Annotated in this window: 15 protein-coding genes; 4 read left to right on the top strand and 11 right to left on the bottom strand. The window is 49.1% G+C overall.

Annotated features, from left to right (window positions below; translation table 11 throughout):
• The first annotated feature begins 72 nt into the window (after positions 1–72).
• Entirely contained in the window at positions 73–363 is a 291-nt protein-coding gene (locus AC0LWF_RS12720) for a DUF3817 domain-containing protein (RefSeq protein WP_474651903.1), read from the top strand.
• Positions 364–442: 79 nt separating this feature from the next.
• Here AC0LWF_RS12720 and AC0LWF_RS12715 read toward each other — a convergent pair whose 3' ends face one another.
• Genes AC0LWF_RS12715 through AC0LWF_RS12700 form a run of 4 tightly spaced genes read right to left on the bottom strand, consistent with a single transcriptional unit; the run spans position 443 to position 5,970 of the window.
• Positions 443–1,798, bottom strand: a complete 1,356-nt coding sequence (locus tag AC0LWF_RS12715) for a glycoside hydrolase family 30 protein (RefSeq protein WP_474651902.1) — start codon at positions 1,796–1,798, stop codon at positions 443–445.
• A 58-nt stretch (positions 1,799–1,856) separates the two neighbouring features.
• Entirely contained in the window at positions 1,857–3,227 is a 1,371-nt protein-coding gene (locus tag AC0LWF_RS12710; RefSeq protein ID WP_474651901.1) for an aldehyde dehydrogenase, read from the bottom strand.
• A gap of 32 nt (positions 3,228–3,259) precedes the next feature.
• The gene (locus AC0LWF_RS12705) at positions 3,260–4,465 is read right to left on the bottom strand and encodes a class II aldolase/adducin family protein (RefSeq protein ID WP_474651900.1); all 1,206 of its coding nucleotides are present in this window, start codon (positions 4,463–4,465) and stop codon (positions 3,260–3,262) included.
• Positions 4,466–4,494: 29 nt separating this feature from the next.
• Positions 4,495–5,970 carry an aspartate aminotransferase family protein gene (locus AC0LWF_RS12700; RefSeq protein ID WP_474651899.1) on the bottom strand — a complete coding sequence of 492 codons (1,476 nt, stop codon included), beginning with the start codon at positions 5,968–5,970 and terminating at the stop codon, positions 4,495–4,497.
• 188 nt (positions 5,971–6,158) lie between these two features.
• Between AC0LWF_RS12700 and AC0LWF_RS12695 the strand changes: the two genes are divergently transcribed.
• Both AC0LWF_RS12695 and AC0LWF_RS12690 read left to right on the top strand, forming a co-directional pair.
• A complete protein-coding gene (locus AC0LWF_RS12695) occupies positions 6,159–6,812 on the top strand; it encodes a TetR/AcrR family transcriptional regulator (RefSeq protein ID WP_474651898.1) in 654 nt (217 codons plus the stop codon).
• Positions 6,813–6,850: 38 nt separating this feature from the next.
• Entirely contained in the window at positions 6,851–8,452 is a 1,602-nt protein-coding gene (locus tag AC0LWF_RS12690) for a xylulokinase (RefSeq protein WP_474651897.1), read from the top strand.
• Between the two features lie 151 nt (positions 8,453–8,603).
• On the opposite strand, the gene AC0LWF_RS12685 is transcribed toward AC0LWF_RS12690, so the two are convergent.
• The 4 genes from AC0LWF_RS12685 to AC0LWF_RS12670 all read right to left on the bottom strand — a co-directional run bounded on the left by AC0LWF_RS12685 (position 8,604) and on the right by AC0LWF_RS12670 (position 13,647).
• On the bottom strand, positions 8,604–9,278 hold the full coding sequence (locus AC0LWF_RS12685) for a DNA-binding response regulator (RefSeq protein ID WP_474651896.1): 675 nt from the start codon (positions 9,276–9,278) through the stop codon (positions 8,604–8,606).
• Positions 9,279–9,492: 214 nt separating this feature from the next.
• Positions 9,493–9,921, bottom strand: a complete 429-nt coding sequence (locus tag AC0LWF_RS12680; protein ID WP_474651895.1) for a VOC family protein — start codon at positions 9,919–9,921, stop codon at positions 9,493–9,495.
• A gap of 136 nt (positions 9,922–10,057) precedes the next feature.
• Positions 10,058–11,779, bottom strand: coding sequence for an assimilatory sulfite reductase (NADPH) hemoprotein subunit (gene cysI, locus AC0LWF_RS12675; protein ID WP_474651894.1), 1,722 nt, complete (start codon positions 11,777–11,779; stop codon positions 10,058–10,060).
• Between the two features lie 20 nt (positions 11,780–11,799).
• Entirely contained in the window at positions 11,800–13,647 is a 1,848-nt protein-coding gene (locus AC0LWF_RS12670) for an assimilatory sulfite reductase (NADPH) flavoprotein subunit (protein WP_474651893.1), read from the bottom strand.
• 305 nt (positions 13,648–13,952) lie between these two features.
• On the opposite strand from AC0LWF_RS12670, the gene AC0LWF_RS12665 reads away from it, so the two are divergent.
• Positions 13,953–14,771 (top strand): DUF2935 domain-containing protein, encoded by an 819-nt coding sequence (locus AC0LWF_RS12665; protein WP_474651892.1) that lies wholly within the window; start codon positions 13,953–13,955, stop codon positions 14,769–14,771.
• Positions 14,772–14,787: 16 nt separating this feature from the next.
• Here AC0LWF_RS12665 and AC0LWF_RS12660 read toward each other — a convergent pair whose 3' ends face one another.
• From AC0LWF_RS12660 to AC0LWF_RS12650, 3 genes are all read right to left on the bottom strand, one after another.
• On the bottom strand, positions 14,788–15,891 hold the full coding sequence (locus AC0LWF_RS12660) for a GerAB/ArcD/ProY family transporter (protein WP_474651891.1): 1,104 nt from the start codon (positions 15,889–15,891) through the stop codon (positions 14,788–14,790).
• Between the two features lie 233 nt (positions 15,892–16,124).
• Complete coding sequence (locus AC0LWF_RS12655; RefSeq protein WP_474651890.1) at positions 16,125–17,294, bottom strand: Ger(x)C family spore germination protein; 1,170 nt, start codon at positions 17,292–17,294, stop codon at positions 16,125–16,127.
• Between the two features lie 21 nt (positions 17,295–17,315).
• Positions 17,316–18,830 (bottom strand): spore germination protein, encoded by a 1,515-nt coding sequence (locus AC0LWF_RS12650; RefSeq protein ID WP_474652240.1) that lies wholly within the window; start codon positions 18,828–18,830, stop codon positions 17,316–17,318.
• Between the last annotated feature and the right edge of the window lie 265 nt (positions 18,831–19,095).

Genomic DNA, 19,095 nt, shown 5'->3' with positions numbered 1-19,095 from the left:
ACTGCTGGCATTATACGAACGGGCTACGGTAAAATAAAAGCATTCCCATTCCTCAAGGAGGTTCTTGAAGACATGCTCCGCAACCCACATAGCCGTTTCCGTCTCATCGGAACGCTTGAAGGCATCTCATTCCTGCTCTTACTTTGCATTGCAATGCCGCTCAAATATTGGGCCGATATACCAGGTCCCGTCACCATCGTGGGCATGATTCACGGCGCATTATTCAGCCTCTATATTCTAGCTGCTATTTCGATGCTTTTCTCGGCTGGCTGGCGGATTCCAAGGCTACTTGGAGCTATCATTTGTGCATTCCTGCCATTAGGTCCGTTTGTATTCGAACGTCGTATTCGCGCAAACCGATAAATCCACCCATAATAAAAGGCTGCCGAAATGATTTCAGGCAGCCTTTTGCAATCCTAATCTAGTCTAGTTCTTGAATGCATTATAGTTTACTCGTCTCCACGACAATCGTTGTTACACTTTCTGCTTTAAATGTCCACTCCTCCAATGGCAAACCGCTGTATACACATGACAGATTCTCATCCTCTGAAGTGACATGCACGCCAGCATGCTTGAAGCATGGATCCGTGCCGAACCGGAGTTCGGAAGTAAGCATTTCCTTGCTATTATTGATAACAACCAGTGTCGCACGCTCGCCTCCTGGTTCCTCATAAGCAACAACTATAAGCTCCGGATGAGCGGAATCCGCCTCGACCCGAATATCACCAGGACGAATGAATTTACTGAAATTGCCGAATACCCACAGACGTTTCGTTTCTTGGAACGTTCCGCTCAGCTCATCCAAGTAAACGAGTCCATCGCGGAAGTCATAACGAGATACCGCAATCCAATACTGCCAAGAGGTGACTTGTCCGATTGCTAGATCTTCTTGAATCAAGTTCGCCATAAGAAGCGCCGATGACATACCGAAGTCCTTGCCACCCTCCATTTCAGTCCATTCGGACATCCATATAGGCAACTCAGGCTGTTCCTTCTGTATCAATGTCGCAAACTCTTCCTTGAAGACATTGTTCGATACGTGCGGGACATACGAGTGCACCGCGATATTATCAATGGACTTCATAAGCTCTTTATCCTCAGCCAGCCTGTAGTAATACATTCTAGCACTCGTCCATTCCCCTGCTTCGATAGCAGAAATCCGGGCAGTCACCCCTTGCTCCTTGAGACGCCTTGCGAGCGCGCGGTAGATAGCTACGCATTCCTCCGGCTGATAGTGGCAGCCTTCTTGCCCATTCTGCGCGTTCCACAGCCACATCGGTTCATTAATCGGAGAGATCCAATCAATCGGCAATCCTTCGTCGTCGATGAGATGTTTAACGACATCAACTAAATAAGCGGCGAAAGCATCCTCCATGCCTTCCTTGAAGTTGGATCTTCCTTCCTGATGCCCGGAAGTCATACCGGAAAGCGTCATTCTTGGTGTAGCACTGTTCGCGAATGCGACGATTCGTTCAGCACCGCTTGCAACCGCCTGCTTCATAACAGCGACAGCCTGCGCATCTCGGCTCCAATCATACTCCCCTTCCGACACTTCATACGTTTCTGCACGGCGCCAAGGATCTTCAATCCCTTGACCATCTCCTGCGCCGATGTTGTGTCGATAGATGGTGAGGCCTATACCTGTTTGCTGATTAAATAGCAGCTCGAGAAATCGGGATAGTTCGTTTGGCTGCCAGCTCCCCGTATGCTGTGCCCACCAAGCTCCTGATGCGCCGAAGCCTTCCATCTGCTGCTTCTTATTCGCCAGATTAACTTCAATTCGATTCCGCTCACTCATACGCTCACCTTGTCCTTTTTACAGTAGTTTGACTGGAACGGATAACGGATTCCGGGTGCTACTTGAACAATTGCCGAATGATCTGAAGTGCCGTTTTATTTCTGCCATAACGGAGAGGAAGGTCAAATTTGGTCGTTTGGGAGAGCACACTCTTGGAGTGCGTGAAGCATTGAAACGAATAAACCCCGTGATAGGAGCCGGAGCCGCTGCTGCCAACGCCGCCAAACGGCAAATTCGGATTCAAGAATTGGAATAGCGTGTCGTTGATACCGCCTGTACCAAATGGAATCTCGCGAATGACTTGCTGCTTCACTTGTTTGTTTTCTGTGAATAGATAAAGCGCGAGCGGCTTTTCTTGCTTCTTGATTTGAGCAATTGCTACACCCAGCGAATCATAGGTAAGAATAGGTGTGATCGGCCCGAATATCTCTTCCTGCATAACCGCGTGGTCCCAAGTGACGTTTGTCAGTATGGTCGGGGCAAGCATTCGTTTCTGCTGGTCCACTTCTCCCCCATAGTAAACAGTCGGTTCATCTAACAAACGTTGCAAACGGCTCAAGTGTCTCTCATTAATGATGCAGGTATAGTCTGGATTATCCAATGGTTGACTCGAATATAACCGGATCATCTCATCTCTCAAGCTCTCTCGAAACCGCTGTTCAACCGAGCGATGGACATAGATATAGTCAGGAGCGATACAGGTCTGTCCCGCATTAAGCAGCTTTCCCCATGCGATTCTTCGGGCTGCAAGCGGAATGTTGGCACTCTCATCGACAATGGCCGGATTCTTGCCGCCAAGCTCAAGCGTAACTGGAGTGAGATATTGGCTTGCGGCGGTCATGATGATCTTGCCAATCGAACTGCTTCCTGTATAGAAAATGTGATCGAATCGCTCCTTCAGAAGTGCCGTCGTCTCTTCCGCCCCGCCTTCTACGCAGGCGATGTATTCTGGCGGGAATGCATTAGCGATCAGTTTATGCAGCAAATCCGAGGAATGGGCTGCAAGCTCAGAAGGTTTGACAATCGCTGTGTTACCGCCTGCAACGGCCCCAATCAACGGCGTAAGGGTCAGCAAGAACGGATAATTCCACGGGGCGATAATGAGGTTCACGCCGTACGGTTCACGATAGATGGAACTGCTGCTGCCAAAATGCGTCAGAGGTGTTCTCACGCGCTGCGGCTTCATCCAGCGCCTCAGATGCTTAAGGGCATGCGAAATCTCGTATTTGATATAGCCGACATCCGCGAAGAACCCTTCCAATTCGCTCTTGTTTAAATCGTCGTGAACGGCTTTAAGAATAAGCTGTTCGTTGTCCGCAACGAGCCGGTATAACTTCTCCAGCTGCTGCTTGCGAAATGCATAGGATCGCGTTGTACCAGAGTGAAAGAACGCCCGCTGGGATGCGACAAGCTCTGAATATGACGGCATCGGTCTGATCTACCTCCAATCGGGTATAAGATTTAAGACTTCTTCGCTGCCTGCTTAGAATAGCTTTTCAAATACATGAATCTCATTAGTAAGCTCTCTAGCTTATGGATCGGTTTGACTGGTCCGAACAAAGAAGCGCCGATGAGGGCTTTGCAGTTCTTCTCCATGACCATTGCTACAGCGGTTGCATCACTTCTAGTGCTGCCACAGCATAATGCGCCTTTCCGATGGAGCAACACTGCAGAAGCATGCTTTAATGCACTTTGAATGCGCGAAACATTATAAGGCGGTACAGTCTTCGCAGAAGTGCCCACTAGCTGAGCGAAATCGTCGAGAAGCGGACGAACGGTCATATCGGCGTGCGACACGGCTGCGACACTTAGGGAGTTCGTATGCACAATGTAATTAACGTCGTTAAAAGAATCATAAATCTCGTTAAGCATCTTCGCTTCTTCGGGCATCGACGAATGCAGCTCGCCTCTCTTCACTTCCATCGTTGCACCATTGTTGAGCTTTAGTCTGAACCCCGACTCCGTCCTCTCGCTCTCGAAATAAAAGCTGGGTGCGACTCCTTCCGGCTGAGGTTGAGGCTTACCCGTTAGACGCGAGATGGCATAATAGCAAAGCTCCGCCATATCACGACTGCGATTTCCGCTTAATTGATTATACTGTCTGGTGACATAGTCTGCACAAGCCGTCTCCAAGTCCGTAGCAACTTGGAACGCTTCATCATCACTTACACCGAAGCACAGCGCACCATGCTTGGCCAAAATAACAGCTTGCCCACTCTTTCGCGTTAACACCTTCGAAACTTTGCGAGCAAGTTTCTTGGTTGTCGGCAAGGCATAATCCGCACAGATCACTTCCCCGCCGAGGAGCGGATACTCCCCTACTACCTTCATCGTCTTTAATCCAGCTGCGCTTACGACGGACGCATTCTCCTGATGAGTATGGATGACAAAATTGACATCTGGATACTGTTTATACACCGCTGCATGCATCGCTTTCTCGGAAGAAGGCTTCACATCTCCACTGTAGCTGCAATCTGCAATAGCCACTTTAACGATATCGTTAACCGTCATTTTCATATAATCCCGGCCTCTAGGCGTAATGACGAAATGCGAGTCGCTTATCCGACAGCTGACATTTCCCCATGTGCGCGCGATCAGCTTTGACTCGACCAGCTTTCTGCCTGCCTTGACTACTCTTTCTCTAGCTTCAAGTGCGTCCATCTCCATGCATGAGATCCCCCAGTACCTGCCGAGTATTAAGCTTTTATAGCAACTTGCCGAAATACGCGGTCAAATCGGACCAACACATCATCTATCATTTCATCCGTATACGCAGCGCTTGTGTAAAGTCTACTGCCTGCAAGTGTCACAATTCCTTCAGCCATATATGCCGCGCCCATATGCTCCATCTCTTTCTTGCGCTCCGAGGTTGCTTTGAGCACGCCTGGTATACGCCACGGCTTCGACCAATCGATAGCATAATGCAGTGTCCCTACCGTTTCGAGATGGCAGATGGATCCCTGATTGAACGCGACGAATGGCAGCTTATACTTCGCGATAAGCGCTTTCAAACCGCTTGTAAGTACATCGCCCATCTTGCCTGCACGCTGCACCGCGTTCGTTCGTTCCATGTCATCAAGCGTATAATAGCCCGCCACACAGCTTAGCGGATTCGCCGCCATCGTACCGCCTACAAGCGCTTTCTTGTGCTTGTCTCCCGACTGCAAGCCGGCGGACAGATATTTCATATATTGCTGCTTGCCTCCGAGGCCGCCTGCTCCCGGGTATCCGCCGGCAACGACTTTGCCGAACACGGTCAGGTCAGGAGATACGCCGAAGTAACCTTGCGCCCCACTCATTCCGATCCGAAAAGCAGTGACAACCTCATCAAACACGAGCAGCGCACCATACTTTCGGCACAACGCTTCCACACCTTTGTTGAAATCGAAGTCGAGCGGCCTCGTCCCGCTCTCTGGTCCGACGGGTTCGATCAGTACAGCAGCCGTACCGCCGCGCAGAAGATTAAATCTTAGCTTCCGCTCAAGGTCATTCAAATCGCCGGGATAGAATTCTTGCGTATACTTAAACATATGACGCGGAACGCCATGTGCCTGCGTCCATTTGGAGCCGGGAATACGAATGCCGTATGCCAGCTGATCACTCCAGCCATGATAGGCGCCACCCATCTTAATAATATTCTTCTTCTTGGTCGCTAGTCGTGCCACTCTTATTGCAGCCATGCAAGCTTCGGTACCTGAGCCGAGCATCCGGAACATCTCGACCGTTTCAATATGATCTGCGATTTTCTTCGCTAGTTTATATTCATACTCATGGAACAAGCCCGTCGAAGGACCACAATCATTCAGCAATTCGATGACTTTGCTGCGGACTTGAATGGGATTGCTGCCAAGCACCGTAGGGCCGCCTGCCTGCAGGAAATCATAGTATTGGTTGCCGTCAATGTCGTAGAGATAGGCGCCTTCCGCCTTTGTGAATACGAGCGGAAACGGGTGGTTAAAGGCGAGATTATGCTGCACGCCTCCAGGAATAACATGGACCGCCTCCTGGATCATGGCCTTAGACTTGGCGCACTTCTTCTCGTAATATTGTTGCTCGTAGGCTGCAAGCGCCTCTGGTTTTATCGTATAGATCGGTTGTTTGATCAACTCATCCAATTGTCTTATGATTGCAGCCGTATCCGGGTACTCGGAAATCCCATATTTATTGTCCATAATCGCCCTCCACAAAGTAATAAGCGGTGGTTCAGCATGCATCATACGCAGGTGAGTGAACGTTCACTCACGATTTCAGTATAGTTGGCTATCGCCAGTTGTCAACAGAATTATCTGAATGGTTGCAATAGTTAAATTGTATGCTAGAATGTGAGTGAACGTTCACTCACTGACTCGAGGTGTTACTCATGCTTGAATCCTATTACACTGATTCTTTCAAGAAAATATCGCAGGAAAAACGAGATAAAATATTAAATGCTGCCATTATTGAATTTGCCGAACACGGTTTTGACAGCGCTAACATAAATCAGATCGCCCAGAAGGCAGAGATTAGCGTCGGCTCTCTCTATAAATATTTTGGCAGCAAAGAAGAGTTGTATCTCATGATCATTCGAATCGGAATTGAATCCACCAAGAAAGTGCTCGAGGAGATTATGCAGGGCGAGCAAGATTTCCTCAGCCGCATCGAACGGATCATACGGACGATTCAGCTCCAATCCCGGGAGAATCTTCATCTAACGAGGCTCTATAATATTATGGCAGCAGAGAGCAAATCCGAGCTTGCCGGCAGAATTGTGTCCGAGATGGAGAACGTCACAGCCGGGCTCTATGCTTCGTTCATTGCAGAAGCTAAAGCCTCCCAATTGATTCGTGCCGATATTCATCCGCAATTATTTGCGTTCTTTCTCGATAACCTCTTCATTACGCTGCAATTCTCCTACTCGAGCGATTATTACAAAGAACGGCTGCGGACTTTTGCAGGCATGGATATTCTTGATCAGGATGAGCTTGTGGCAGAGCAGCTGCTAAAGTTTATTAAGGGAGCCTTCTTCTTGAATTAAGTGAAATTGACCCAATCCGTGCGAGAGGATGCTGGAACATGTCTTGTTATGTGATTGCGTATGACGTAGGAACTACAGGGATCAAGACCTGTCTCATTGAAGTTAAGGACACGATAAAGCTGGTGGCTTCCGCAACGGAGCACTACAAGCTGTATGTGATGGAGAACGGCGGCGTCGAGCAGGAGCCTCAGGATTGGTGGGATGCGATGTGCATCACAACGGAGCGCGTACTTACACAATCAGGCCTCCCTGCCGAAAGGATACAAGGGATATCGTTCTGTGCCCAGATGCAAGGGCTCGTGCTTGTCGACAAGCACGGTGTTCCGGTGAGACGGGCTATGAGTTATATGGATTATCGGGCGAAGCGTGAACTGAAAGAAGGGATTGCGAACGGCTTGCAGATTGCTGGAGCGAATGTTTTCAAGCTGCTCAAATCGCTGGCCATTACGGGCGCCGTCGCATCGAGCGTCAAAGACCCGGTCTGGAAGTACAAATGGGTGCAGCGTAATGAGCCCTCCATCTTCAGCAAAGTATTCAAGTGGCTTGATGTGAAGGAGTATCTCATCTGCAAATGTACCGGTGAGTTCATTATGACCCGAGACAGCGCATTCGCTGCCCTGCTCTATGATACTCGTAAAGGCAAAGAATGCTTCAGCGAATCGGTGTGCAGTATGTATGGCGTCGATATGACCCATCTCCCTCGCATCGTCCGCAGCACCGATATGGTCGGATGCCTCACGAAGGAAGCTGCATCCCAGCTTCATCTCGCGGAAGGTACGGCTGTGTTCGGCGGCGGCGGCGATGTTTCGCTCATTGGTGTAGGGGCTGGCGCAGTCGAGCCTGGCAGCACGCATATTTATTCGGGCACATCCGGCTGGGTATCCACCGTCGTGAACCGTCAAGTCGTCGATGCATCGGCGATGATTGCTGCGATTGTTGGTGCGAATCCTGGGACGTATAACTATTTTGCAGAGCTTGAGACCGCTGGAAAATGTTTGGAATGGGTCAAGGATCATCTTGCGCTCGATGAGATCAACATCTATCTGGAGAAGAAGCATGTGTCGGAGGCTTATGAATCGCATTACGAAAGCCTGTACGATTACATGATGGATGCGATCAAGAACGTGCCTGCCGGCAGCAACGGCGTTATCTTCACGCCATGGCTGCACGGCAATCGTTGCCCTTTCGAAGATGCCAACGCGCGCGGCATGTTCTTCAACATTGGACTTGAAACCGGGAAAACGGAGATGATTCACGCGGTGCTCGAAGGAATCTGTTACCATCTGAGATGGCATCTGGAAGCGCAGGAGAAGAAAGTGAGGACATCGCCGGTGATCCGTTTCGTCGGCGGCGGCGCGCTTGCGCCTCTTACCTGCCAATTGCTGTCCGACATTCTCGGCCGCGATGTTGAGACTGTAGACAACCCGCATAACGTCGGCGCTGTCGGCGCGGCGATCGCTGCAGCCGTAGGCCTTGGCTGGATTGACAAGATCGACGACGCCAAGCGGCTGATTAAGGCGAGTGCGCGATACACGCCTAATCGAATGAATAAAGCCATACATGATAGGAACTTCAAAGTGTTCAAGGCGTTATACAAGAACAATAAGAAAGACTTTCTACTGCTTAATGCAAAAAGCTAGTAAGGCGTCCCTAAGCATTTAAGCATGAGTGGTTCTCGCTCACCTCTGTGTCCACTTTATTGACAGAAGTACATGATTGCTTGCTGAGAGTACAGAAATCAGACGCTCAGCAGCCAAACGAGGCCAAAATGAAGCCGAGAGTCACAAAATCCTACTCTCGGTGATTTATTCCTTGTTGATTTACAAGGAATCCGCGGATTGTTTGTGTACCCTTCCCTGCTGGGAGTAATACTTTCTTATGACGTAGCTGATGTAACACACGATAAGCTTTTATTCTGCTGATATGGAGCATCTCCATCACATCACGTGGACGCAGAGGGCGGTCAAGACGCAAGGCGTGGCGGAGAATCTCAGCCTCGATGAGATCGTCGACACTGCTGGTCGAAGAACGGTTACCTCCAAGCCAGCAGCCCATGAATTGCTGCAGCGTTTGTTCGCACATCCGCGGTCTCTCGTTCACATCATCGTATGAGAATCGGAGAGTTTGCCAACCGTCGATGATGAGATGATTTTGGCGCATGAGTGAGTCGGCGAACTGCCAGCGGGTGATTTTGGAGGAGTGAGCGCCATACCCGTCGATTTCGATAGCAAGTTTTATTGGAGACTGAATGAATGCAAAATCCAGAAAACGTGAACCGTCTTTGAAGTCTGCCACCTCATGCTCTGCTTGAAGATGGTCGAAGCTTTGGAAAGCAGGAAACCATACCTGCTGCAAAAATAACTTCTCCGCATGTCCATGCCCCTCCTCGAGCCGATGCTTTCTATCACCTTGTGCGTTGACTAACTGCTCCTCGAACCAATTCTGATATACCATTTGAAAGGTCATATCTAACACTCTCCCTCGCTAATTAAAATAAAAAACCGCCCAATCCGGGACACGTCGTGTCCAGAAAGAGCGGTGTGTACTTCACAACCGTATGTATTTATTTAACCATATCACAGCATTTGGAAATTGAAAAGTAGTCACTTAAATATGCTGGTGTCGGACTGCTTGGGAGTGAGTTGTAGCGAGCTATTGATGAGTTGATCGTATGCAAACCTCACTCATAATACCAAACATGCTCCTTCGTATAGCCGCCCCAAGCGATGAGCTTGTTCCCGTTGATGTCATAGAAATGAAATGCCCAGCCGCAGCCGAGATCTCCTTCGATTGGACTAACCGTAACACCGGCTTCGACTAACCGACTGTGAAACTGTTCGAGATCGGGAATCCTCAAACAGACGCGAACGCGGTAATTGTCCGCATCCCTGACATACCAGTAGCTCGTCTCATCTGAGTGATCAGGGTGAAACAAACAGATGCGGCAACCCGATTCGAGCTTCAGCTCCGCTATGCCAAGCACGGGTTCAACTAACTCGAAGCCTAAATAATCCACGTACCATTTTGCCGACTGCTCAATGTCTTTGACCGGAATTTCGAGCGTAAAATCTTTGACGACCTGCTGCTTCACGCTTGTCTGTTCTGCCATTACGACCCACTCCTATAATTGGAAATTTATTGCATAACAACTATATTCGCGTGTTGCAATTCAGCTTCCTCCTGGTCTCCTCAATTAAAAAAGCAGCCGATCCTCATTCGAGATCGACTGCTTGCATAACAAACCTCTATTCGTGGAAATCCAGCCCTGAATGAACTTCCTTCACATATTCCGCACGGATGCAGAAGTCTCCGAAGTGCTCTCCATCCTTACGCTCCTTCGCATACTGGAGCAGGATCGGACGCAGTTCATTCAGAATCTCATTCTCGCCAATATTCTCGCGGAACAGCTTGTTGAGCCGGTTGCCGGCAAAGCCGCCGCCCAAATACATATTGTATTTGCCTGGCGCTTTACCGATGAACGAAACCTCCGCTAAAGCCGGCCTCGCGCAGCCGTTCGGACAGCCAGTCATTCGAATGACGATTTCATCGTCGCGCAATCCGGCTTCTTCCATTACCAGATCGAGCTTATCGATCAACGTAGGCAGATAGCGCTCCGACTCCGCCATCGCGAGGCCGCAAGTCGGCAATGCGACACAAGCCATTGAATTACGGCGCAGCGCTGAATATATCGCTCCGTCTGTCAGCTTATAGGTTTCAATAAGCTGATCGATTTTCTTCTTCCGCTGGCTGGATACGTTCCCGATAATGAGGTTCTGGTTAGGCGTAAGACGGAAGTCCCCTTTATGAATCTTCGCAATCTCGCGCAGACCCGTCATCAGCTGGTAGCCGCCATCGTCCTTCACACGGCCGTTCTGAATAAACAACGTATAATGCCAGTTGTTGTTGCTCCCCTTCACCCAGCCGTACCGATCTCCATTATGGTCAAAATGATACGAACGTGCTTCTTCTAGCTTCCAGCCCAAACGCAGCTGCAGCTCTTCAATAAACCATTCGAGTCCGCGATCGTCAATCGTATATTTGAAGCGCGCGTGCTTGCGAACCGCGCGGTCCCCGTAATCACGCTGGATCGTAACGGTTTTCTCCGCAACATCAACCATCTGCTCAGGCGTAATGAACCCGATCGTACGCGCGACCTGCGGATACGTCTTCGGATCACCGTGCGACATCCCCATGCCGCCTCCGACCACAACATTGAAGCCGAGCAAGCGACCATTCTCGTGAATGGCGATGAAACCGAGGTCTTGGGAGAATACGTCGACTTCATTCGCAGGCGGAATCGCGATGCCGATCTTGAATTTACGTGGCAGATAGACTTTGCCGTAGATCGGTTCCTGTTCGACTCCGTCATCGCTGCTAGCAACCTTCTCCTCATCGAGCCACAATTCATGGTAAGCCCTTGTATGCGGATCAAGATGATTGCTTACCCGTTTTGCCCACTCATAGACCTCTTCATGTACTTCGGACAGATAAGGGTTCGGGTTGCACATCACGTTACGGTTAACGTCACCGCAGGCAGCAAGTGTATTGAGCAGCTCCTCATTCACTTCTTGAATGACTTGTTTCATATTCCATTTGATTACGCCATGCAGCTGGAAAGACTGCCTTGTCGTCAACCGAATCGTATCATTCGCATACTTCTGCGCAACACGGTCCATCATTAGCCATTGCTCAGGCGTGACGATACCACCGGCCGCGCGAACACGAACCATGAATTGATACGCAGGCTCCAGCTTCTGCCGATTCCGCTCATTACGGACATCACGGTCGTCCTGCATATAGCTGCCGTGAAATTTCATCAGCCGGTTGTCGTCTTCAGAGATTGAGCCGGTAATCCGATCCTTCAAACTCTCTTCTAGCGTTCCGCGCAAATAATCGCTTCTTTCCTTGATCGCCTCTACATCGCTATGCGGTGCACTGTTCTTCGACAGCAAGTTATTGTCTGACATTCTCGCTAACCTCCTTCTCCTTAATAGACATCCCGTTGATAGCGTCTCTCTTGCTGCATTTTCGACAAGTACGCAGCAGCGTCCTCTTCGTTTAAGCCGCCTTCCTGCCTAATAATTTCTAGCAGGGTTGCGTGAACGTCATGCGCCATCTTCTTCTCATCACCGCAAATATAGACAACGGCTCCCTCTTGCAGCCATTGATACAAGTCCTTACTGTGCTCCTGCATGCGATGCTGGACGTACACTTTCTGATCCGTATCCCGCGAGAATGCGACATCCATCCGAGTCAGAACGCCTTCCTTCAGCCAGCGCTGCCATTCCACTTGATAGAGGAAGTCCGAAGAGAAATGCTGATCGCCATAGAACAACCACGTCTTCCCTTTCGCGCCAAGCTCTTCCCGCTCACCTAGAAACGCACGGAATGGTGCAACTCCTGTTCCGGGACCAATCATAATAATTGGCGTCTCCGGGTTCGAAGGCAGCTTGAAGTTCGGATTCTCTTGCACGAAGAGCGGCAGCTCTTGACCCGGTTCCAGCCGCTCCGATACGAATGTCGAGCAGACGCCGTAACGGACTCTTCCCAAGCTCTCATAGTGCACCTTGCGAATCGTCAGATGAACTTCTTCCGGATAAGCTTTCTCACTGCTTGCAATGGAATATAGTCTTGGAGGCAGCTTGCGCAGCTGAGCGGTGAACGCTTTAGCGCTTAGCCCCTTCAAGTCATAATCCTGTACCAAGTCCAGCAGATCCCGGCCTTTGCAGTACGATCTTAGCTCCCCTTCTTGACCTGGCGCAAGCAGCTGCTTCAACCCGCTATCTGGGGCTACTTCCGCAAGCTGTTCGATTAATACAGGTGTCAGCACCGTAATCTCATAATGACTTGTGAGAGCATCCTTGAGCGGAATACGCTCGGAACTCTTCCGAAGAGGAACTAGCGCATCCGGCTGCCATTCCATCGCTTCAATCAGCTCATCGACAAGACGTGGATGATTCTGCGGATAGATGCCAACGCTGTCACCAGGCTCATATTGGATGCCCGAGCCCGCTAGTGAAATTTCGAGATGGCGTGTTTCCCGCTCGGAGCCCCGTCCGTTCAAGTTCAAATTCTCAAGCACATTCGCTTGAAAAGGATTCGATCTCGTATATTCCGTTGCCGTCGATTGTCCGCTCAGCTCAGCTGCAGTACTGGACCCGGCTGCCGATGCAGACGCATCTGCCGTCGCAGCTGCGGACTGTCCCACTGCTTGCAGCACGCTCGCGAGCCACTCCTGTGCCGAGTCTTCGAAGTCGACATCACAATCAATACGTGGAGCAATTCGCTTCGCTCCGAGCTCTTCCAGACGAGTATCGAAATCTCTGCCCGTCTTGCAATAGAATTCATAGGACGTATCGCCAAGCGCAAGTACCGAGAAAGACATTTCATTCAGCTGCGGCGCCCGTTTGCTATGCAGATATTCGTAGAACGAGATGGCATTGTCTGGCGGATCGCCTTCACCGTGCGTACTCACGACGATGAACAAATTCTCAATTTTCTTAAGCGTGTTTGGCTTAAAATCAATCATCGATGAGAGCGTAACCTGCAGCCCCTGATCCTGCAGCTTGCCAGCAAGCTTCTTCGCGAGCTTGTGGCTGTTGCCAGTTTGCGATCCGAAGAGTACGGTCGCTTCTTTCGTTACCGAAACTGCCGTTGCGCTCGCCACAGGCGCTCCTTGCGCTGCAACCGCGCCGCCTGCTTGTACGCCAACCTGCTGATAAGCAGCCAAATAGCCGCTTAACCAATTCTTCTGTCCTTCTGACAGCGTAGGCAGCAGGCGGTTCAGCAATTCCACTTGCTCTTGTCCGAATGGACTGTTCGTTACTTGCAGCATCTCTTTCGTACACCTCACTCATCGCAATATGAATTATTCCGAGCATTCGGATATCAATTACAAACATTCATATATTTACCCTACCACGCCTTGCTCGTATGAACAACACAATTGATTTTATAAGATGTATAAGGTATTCCAATAAAGCAACAAAAACCAACAAAGAAGCAGCCGATCCGTGTGATCTACATTCAGCCGAGTCTATAATCGACTCAAAGAGGATCAGTAGTCAGGAATCTGACAAGACAACAGCCACATAGTCTAATACATGGAAGGTGTGCAATTCGGACGGGGGGTTTTGTGGCATGGCGGCGGAAAATACCTTTGAGGAAGGCGCAAGATTCGAGCTCCGGTTCTGGCTGCAAATCTTCGGGGATCATTCCAGGTTTATCCATGATAGTCTTGCTCCGGGAGAGACGGTGGAGATCGCTCGAGCTCAGCATTTCATTCAAGCCTTCGACCAGCTGTTGGCACAAGCGCGAATGAACTTGTCCACGGAGGCTATTGCTGTCTTGCTGCAAGTAGTCATACCGTTAACCAATGAGCTGCGCACCTTCAAACTGCATTTGCTGCAGCGATCTCTCACAGGGAATATCGTCATCCATTTGTCCGAGACTTTTCTGAATCATAACGTCAATGAGCTTGAAGAAGGAATGCGTGTATTTGGATCGTTGACAAACGGACAATTGCCTCCGCCGGGGCCCGTTGTTCATCAGCATCTCGTATGGCTTCAAGATGTGATTGGACATTCCAGCAGCTTAGCGAAAGAATTTGATCTCGTGGAGAAAGGTTGGATTAATAGAAGCGCGGAATTCGATCATTGTTTTCAAGCGTTGTATCTCAAAGCGATTGAGCTTGCGGGGTATATGCGAACTGGACTTGCAGACTTCCCTGCTCTGCGCAGGTTTAATCAAGACGCCTATGGTGAGATGCGCCTATTCATGAAGTTTCTGACCGAAGTTCAGGAGTTCACGGCGAACAAAGAGCTGCTGGGCACGATGACGATTCTGCTTACAGACCATATGTACCGGGAGGAATGCTACTACTTAACGAAGCTGTCTCAAGCTTCGAATGGTCTAGCCCGCCCGGATTGCGATCCAACCAAGCCTAGAGCCGAGAACTGAACGAACCTGCTTGTACTCATGCCAAGGCGTCTGTTTTGTCCTTCCGTTTGAATAGAGAGAATAGCAGCAAGGCCAGAGGAATGACAATCTGGAAAGGCAAGGAGATCCACGGCCAAAAATGCTTCTGAAACTCGATTACGTCAAGTTGATTCGGATGAAGAAACAGAGTTAGTTCTAACAGCGCTAACCCGAGAGGCACAATGAATATCCGATAATTTCGGCTCCCTACCGTCTGCGCTAAAGCTAAAGCGGCAGCATAGAGGCAAACGCTTAGCATCGTAAATTCACCAAACACCCAAACGATATACACAAGCGGCTCGATTCGTTCGAAGAAGTCCCCCACAGAGATGTACATCACGGTCGTATACGCGGGGAACACTTGTGTGCTGGAAAGCTCCCCCATTACCATTGCATTAATGAAATGAGTGGAGATCAAAATAATACCGGATATTCCTACAACGGAGAGGACCGTCTTTTTTACTTTCTCAGGGCGGTTAATAAATGGGATGAACATGATAAATAGCACGGTCTCTCCCAGCGGAGAGGTTGTGATTTGCGTGGCTCCGTCGAGCACGGATTCCCAATCGGTTTCAAATACAGGCAATAATAAGATTGGATTCATCTCCGGTATTAATAACATGGTGAATGAAACAATTTGCAGAACGGCAATGAGCATTAATATTAGCGCGCATCTGCAAATCACTTCGATCCCTTGATAAGCAGCCCATGCCGAAATGGTGATCATAATCAAACCGATGACAACGCTTGGGGTTCGAGGCAGTAACACGGTTACGGTAAGATCCTCAAAGTTTCGCAAAACGTAAGCTCCAAGCTGAAAGCCGTATCCGGTATACAAAATCCCGATCGCTGTCCCAATCCAGGTCCCAAACAGAGTTTGGGCGATATGAATGACGGACTTTTGCGGAAATTTTCCGCACAGCGTCACATATATCCAGGCTATGAATAGTCCAGCAAGGCTGCCAATGATGGCGGAAATCCATGAATCATGTTCGGAAGTGTAACCGATGGGCAATGACATGGAGCTTGCGACCATAAATACGAACATGAGAGCCCATAGCTCTGTATTTGAGATCAGGTTGTTGCTTCCATAACTTTTCATCTGTGATTCCCTTTCTTATCTCTATCATTTCACTACAGACAAGAGCCATTTCTGTAATATCATAGTAGGGCTCGTGAGTTGAATCCCCAATGCCAAACATAAACCGACAATAGTCGAAAGTGTTAAAATAAGCCCCACCACAACATAATCCACTGGTTGCGCCATCTTTTTCATCAGCTTAAGCTGAACCCAGCAGAGAATGGCAACAAACAACGAGTACATCACTATATTCATCATTCGGTATTTACTGAGGAACCAATCATACCGGCTCTCCGCAAGTGGATGTCAGTATCTACGGTAATATCAGCTTTAGAAAATATCGTATCCCAATCCTGCCTCACCTTTTTCCACGTCCCATAGTGATATTGATGCACCAACAAGCCGAATCCGAAAATATCGGATTTCCATTGTGTCTGTGCTTTCTTTATGGTGCGAAGGGTCTGCTCTTCAATGCGTTTATTAAGTCCTTGTTCAATCTTGATTACGCTTTCTGCTCGAGCGATATCTAGCTTGACCGTCGATTCTTGAAGCAATCCTTCGCCGCTTAGCTCAACATGAATCGTTGCTTTGCCATCCTTGATACTCACTTTCACTTTCTTTCTCGCTTTGGTCATAATAACGCCGACACTCCCTCCAGTCGTCGGAATTTCCTCGGCCAGATATTCATGCTTCAAATCACCTTTGACCCACCTGAGGCTTCTCGTTTCAATGTCATCCAGGTAGCCAACCAACTTGTAATCTTTCATTACGGCAGTCGACGATAGATGAAATACGGTTTGCTTGGGCTTCTCGCCTCCCTGTTGTTCTTTAGTCTGCGGGAGCTTCTGAATTTCCACCGCGCCTAGAACAGGAACAATTCCATCTCGACCCTGATTGATCAGAAAGTCGCGAAACGTAACCGCAGTACCTACTTGTTTATACTCCAATTCACGAACTTCCTCGGACGGTATGCGTTCAAAAGGATGATCCATCTTGATCAATTCGATAGCCTGTTTCCCTTTGGCAACTACGAGGTAAGTACGCAGACGAGTTCCCGGATCTCTGGTGTAGTAATCCATGATATCTTTTATCCCTTTTTGGGCAAACGATTCTCCGATAAAGACAACCCTGCGATGTCCTTTGAAAAATTTCCTCGAGAGCAGCTGCTGGCACTTTCGCTCTGCATCGTAAATATTGGTCCCTACGGCGGACAGCACGAAGAACGTTTTGCCAAGCGTGCCTGATGGAGTTCCTTTCGCAGCGGGGAGAGGGATCTGAATCGAAACAAGTAAACGGCCATCTTTGGTCATATCGAGCGATGATGCCATGAAGAAAGCCACATCATTCATTTCAACCCTGTCCCAACAACTGCTCAACAGCGGGATATACATAAGCAAAAGAAGCGTCCGCACTTTATTGTTCAACCTGATTCCTCCTTCCGCACACTACGGTTTTTGCCCTTTCGGTATACGGGTTTGGGCTTGACTCTTCCCCTCCAGCTGAGGGCGATAATTCATCGTCCATAATGGGGCTCGAAAAAAAGTATCCTTAAGTCCCTGAAAACTAACGGGAGCCATAGGGAATAAATAAGGGACTCCAAGCGACTTGAGGCTGGCAAGGTGAATTAATATGCATAGCATCCCTACTGTAATGCCGTAAAGCCCAAACATCCCCGCAAGCAGAATCATCGGAAACCTCAGAATTCGAAAAGCGAACGAGAAATTGTACCGGGGGATGGCGAACGATGCGATTCCCGTTAATGACACCACGATAACCATCGGGGTTGATACGATGCCAGCTTGCACGGCTGCTTGTCCGACGACAAGGCCGCCTACGATGCTGACAGCTTGACCTATCTGCTTAGGCAGACGAACGCCGGCCTCACGTAAAGCCTCGAACGTACTTTCCATAATGAGTGCCTCTACGATTGCTGGAAAAGGCACGCCTTCCCTGGCTGCCGATATGCTCAATAACAAATTGGTAGGAATCATTTGCTGATGAAACGTCGTCAGCGCCACATAGATGGATGGCAAGAACAGAGCAACAAACATCAGCGTCAGCCGAATGACCCGGATCAAATTCGCAAACAGAACGCGGTCGTAATAATCTTCTCCTGCCTGTATGAATCCCCAGAACGACATCGGGCCGCTCAGAACGAATGGGGTTCCGTCGGTGAAGACTGCAACTCGACCTTCCAATAAGGCGGCGACGATATAATCCGGCCGTTCCGTAACGAGATACTGAGGAAATGGAGAGTAGGATCGTTCTTCGATAAATTGTTCAATATAGCCCGATTCCAGCACACCGTCGATTTGAATGCGTTCGATTCTCGACCTGATTTCCTGTATGACAGCAGGGCTTGCGATATCTTCAAGATAAGCGATCGCCACATCCGTTTGAGTAAGCTCCCCCACGGTAATCGATTCGAATTTCAGCCGGGCGGAGCGTATCCTTCTTCGGATTAGACTCGTATTCGTTCGAATGCTTTCGGTGAAGGAATCGCGCGGACCACGAATTGAAGTCTCGGAAGAAGTTTGCTCAACGGATCTTCTCTCCCCTCCTTGAATGCTGAGCATGAGCGCCTCGGCCTCGGCATCAATCAGAATGGCGACATAACCTTTCAGAACATTTTGCACGATAATGGAAATATCCGAAGCTCGTTTCACTTGGCTTATCGTTATCAGTTGATTTTGCAGGGAAGTAAGAATGTCATTCGTCGTATCTAGAGGTTCGGCTGAACGGCTTAACATAAGCGGTTTAAGCAGCGATTCATCCAATAGTTTTTCTTCGATTAATCCATCAATATAAATAAGAAGGGCATCCTTCTGACCGCTGATTTGAAAAGAACGGAAGACGACGTCGGAGCAAGACTGGAACAAGTTTTTTAATACGGCTTCGTTTTCTTCCAATGCAGCTGTCAGAATACAGCTTCCCGCATCGTTCGCTTGTTGCTGATACACTTTCGGCAAAGGACAATCCCTCCCTCCGTAGGTAAAGAATGACAACAATATAGTTATGAGCATTCTGCATGGAAATTATGAAAATCGACAAACAGCGCGTCTGAGGTTCGTAAGGCGGTCTCTGCAGAAAACGTCAAAGCAGCCGGTCGCTAGGTCCGGCTGCTTCGGAAGTGCTATTCCTTAAGTTGATTGGAAGAACGGTGCGCTGCTCATGTAAATCTCGTCAATTTTCTCATACAGTGGTCCATTACGGTACAGAGTTAAG

The organism is Paenibacillus sp. sgz302114 (genome assembly GCF_056120345.1).
The sequence above is the reverse complement of the archived record's forward strand: the minus strand, read 5'-3'. Positions and strand labels throughout refer to the sequence as shown.

Excerpts from the sequence above, each read along its gene's own strand:
- cysI (WP_474651894.1), bottom strand. The coding sequence starts at position 11,779 with ATGTCAGACAATAACTTGCTGTCGAAGAACAGTGCACCGCATAGCGAT.
- AC0LWF_RS12710 (WP_474651901.1), bottom strand. The coding sequence starts at position 3,227 with ATGCCGTCATATTCAGAGCTTGTCGCATCCCAGCGGGCGTTCTTTCAC.
- AC0LWF_RS12700 (WP_474651899.1), bottom strand. The coding sequence starts at position 5,970 with ATGGACAATAAATATGGGATTTCCGAGTACCCGGATACGGCTGCAATC.
- AC0LWF_RS12695 (WP_474651898.1), top strand. The coding sequence starts at position 6,159 with ATGCTTGAATCCTATTACACTGATTCTTTCAAGAAAATATCGCAGGAA.
- AC0LWF_RS12665 (WP_474651892.1), top strand. The coding sequence starts at position 13,953 with ATGGCGGCGGAAAATACCTTTGAGGAAGGCGCAAGATTCGAGCTCCGG.
- AC0LWF_RS12670 (WP_474651893.1), bottom strand. The coding sequence starts at position 13,647 with ATGCTGCAAGTAACGAACAGTCCATTCGGACAAGAGCAAGTGGAATTG.
- AC0LWF_RS12685 (WP_474651896.1), bottom strand. The coding sequence starts at position 9,278 with ATGACCTTTCAAATGGTATATCAGAATTGGTTCGAGGAGCAGTTAGTC.
- AC0LWF_RS12705 (WP_474651900.1), bottom strand. The coding sequence starts at position 4,465 with ATGGAGATGGACGCACTTGAAGCTAGAGAAAGAGTAGTCAAGGCAGGC.
- AC0LWF_RS12660 (WP_474651891.1), bottom strand. The coding sequence starts at position 15,891 with ATGAAAAGTTATGGAAGCAACAACCTGATCTCAAATACAGAGCTATGG.
- AC0LWF_RS12680 (WP_474651895.1), bottom strand. The coding sequence starts at position 9,921 with ATGGCAGAACAGACAAGCGTGAAGCAGCAGGTCGTCAAAGATTTTACG.
- AC0LWF_RS12715 (WP_474651902.1), bottom strand. The coding sequence starts at position 1,798 with ATGAGTGAGCGGAATCGAATTGAAGTTAATCTGGCGAATAAGAAGCAG.
- AC0LWF_RS12690 (WP_474651897.1), top strand. The coding sequence starts at position 6,851 with ATGTCTTGTTATGTGATTGCGTATGACGTAGGAACTACAGGGATCAAG.
- AC0LWF_RS12720 (WP_474651903.1), top strand. The coding sequence starts at position 73 with ATGCTCCGCAACCCACATAGCCGTTTCCGTCTCATCGGAACGCTTGAA.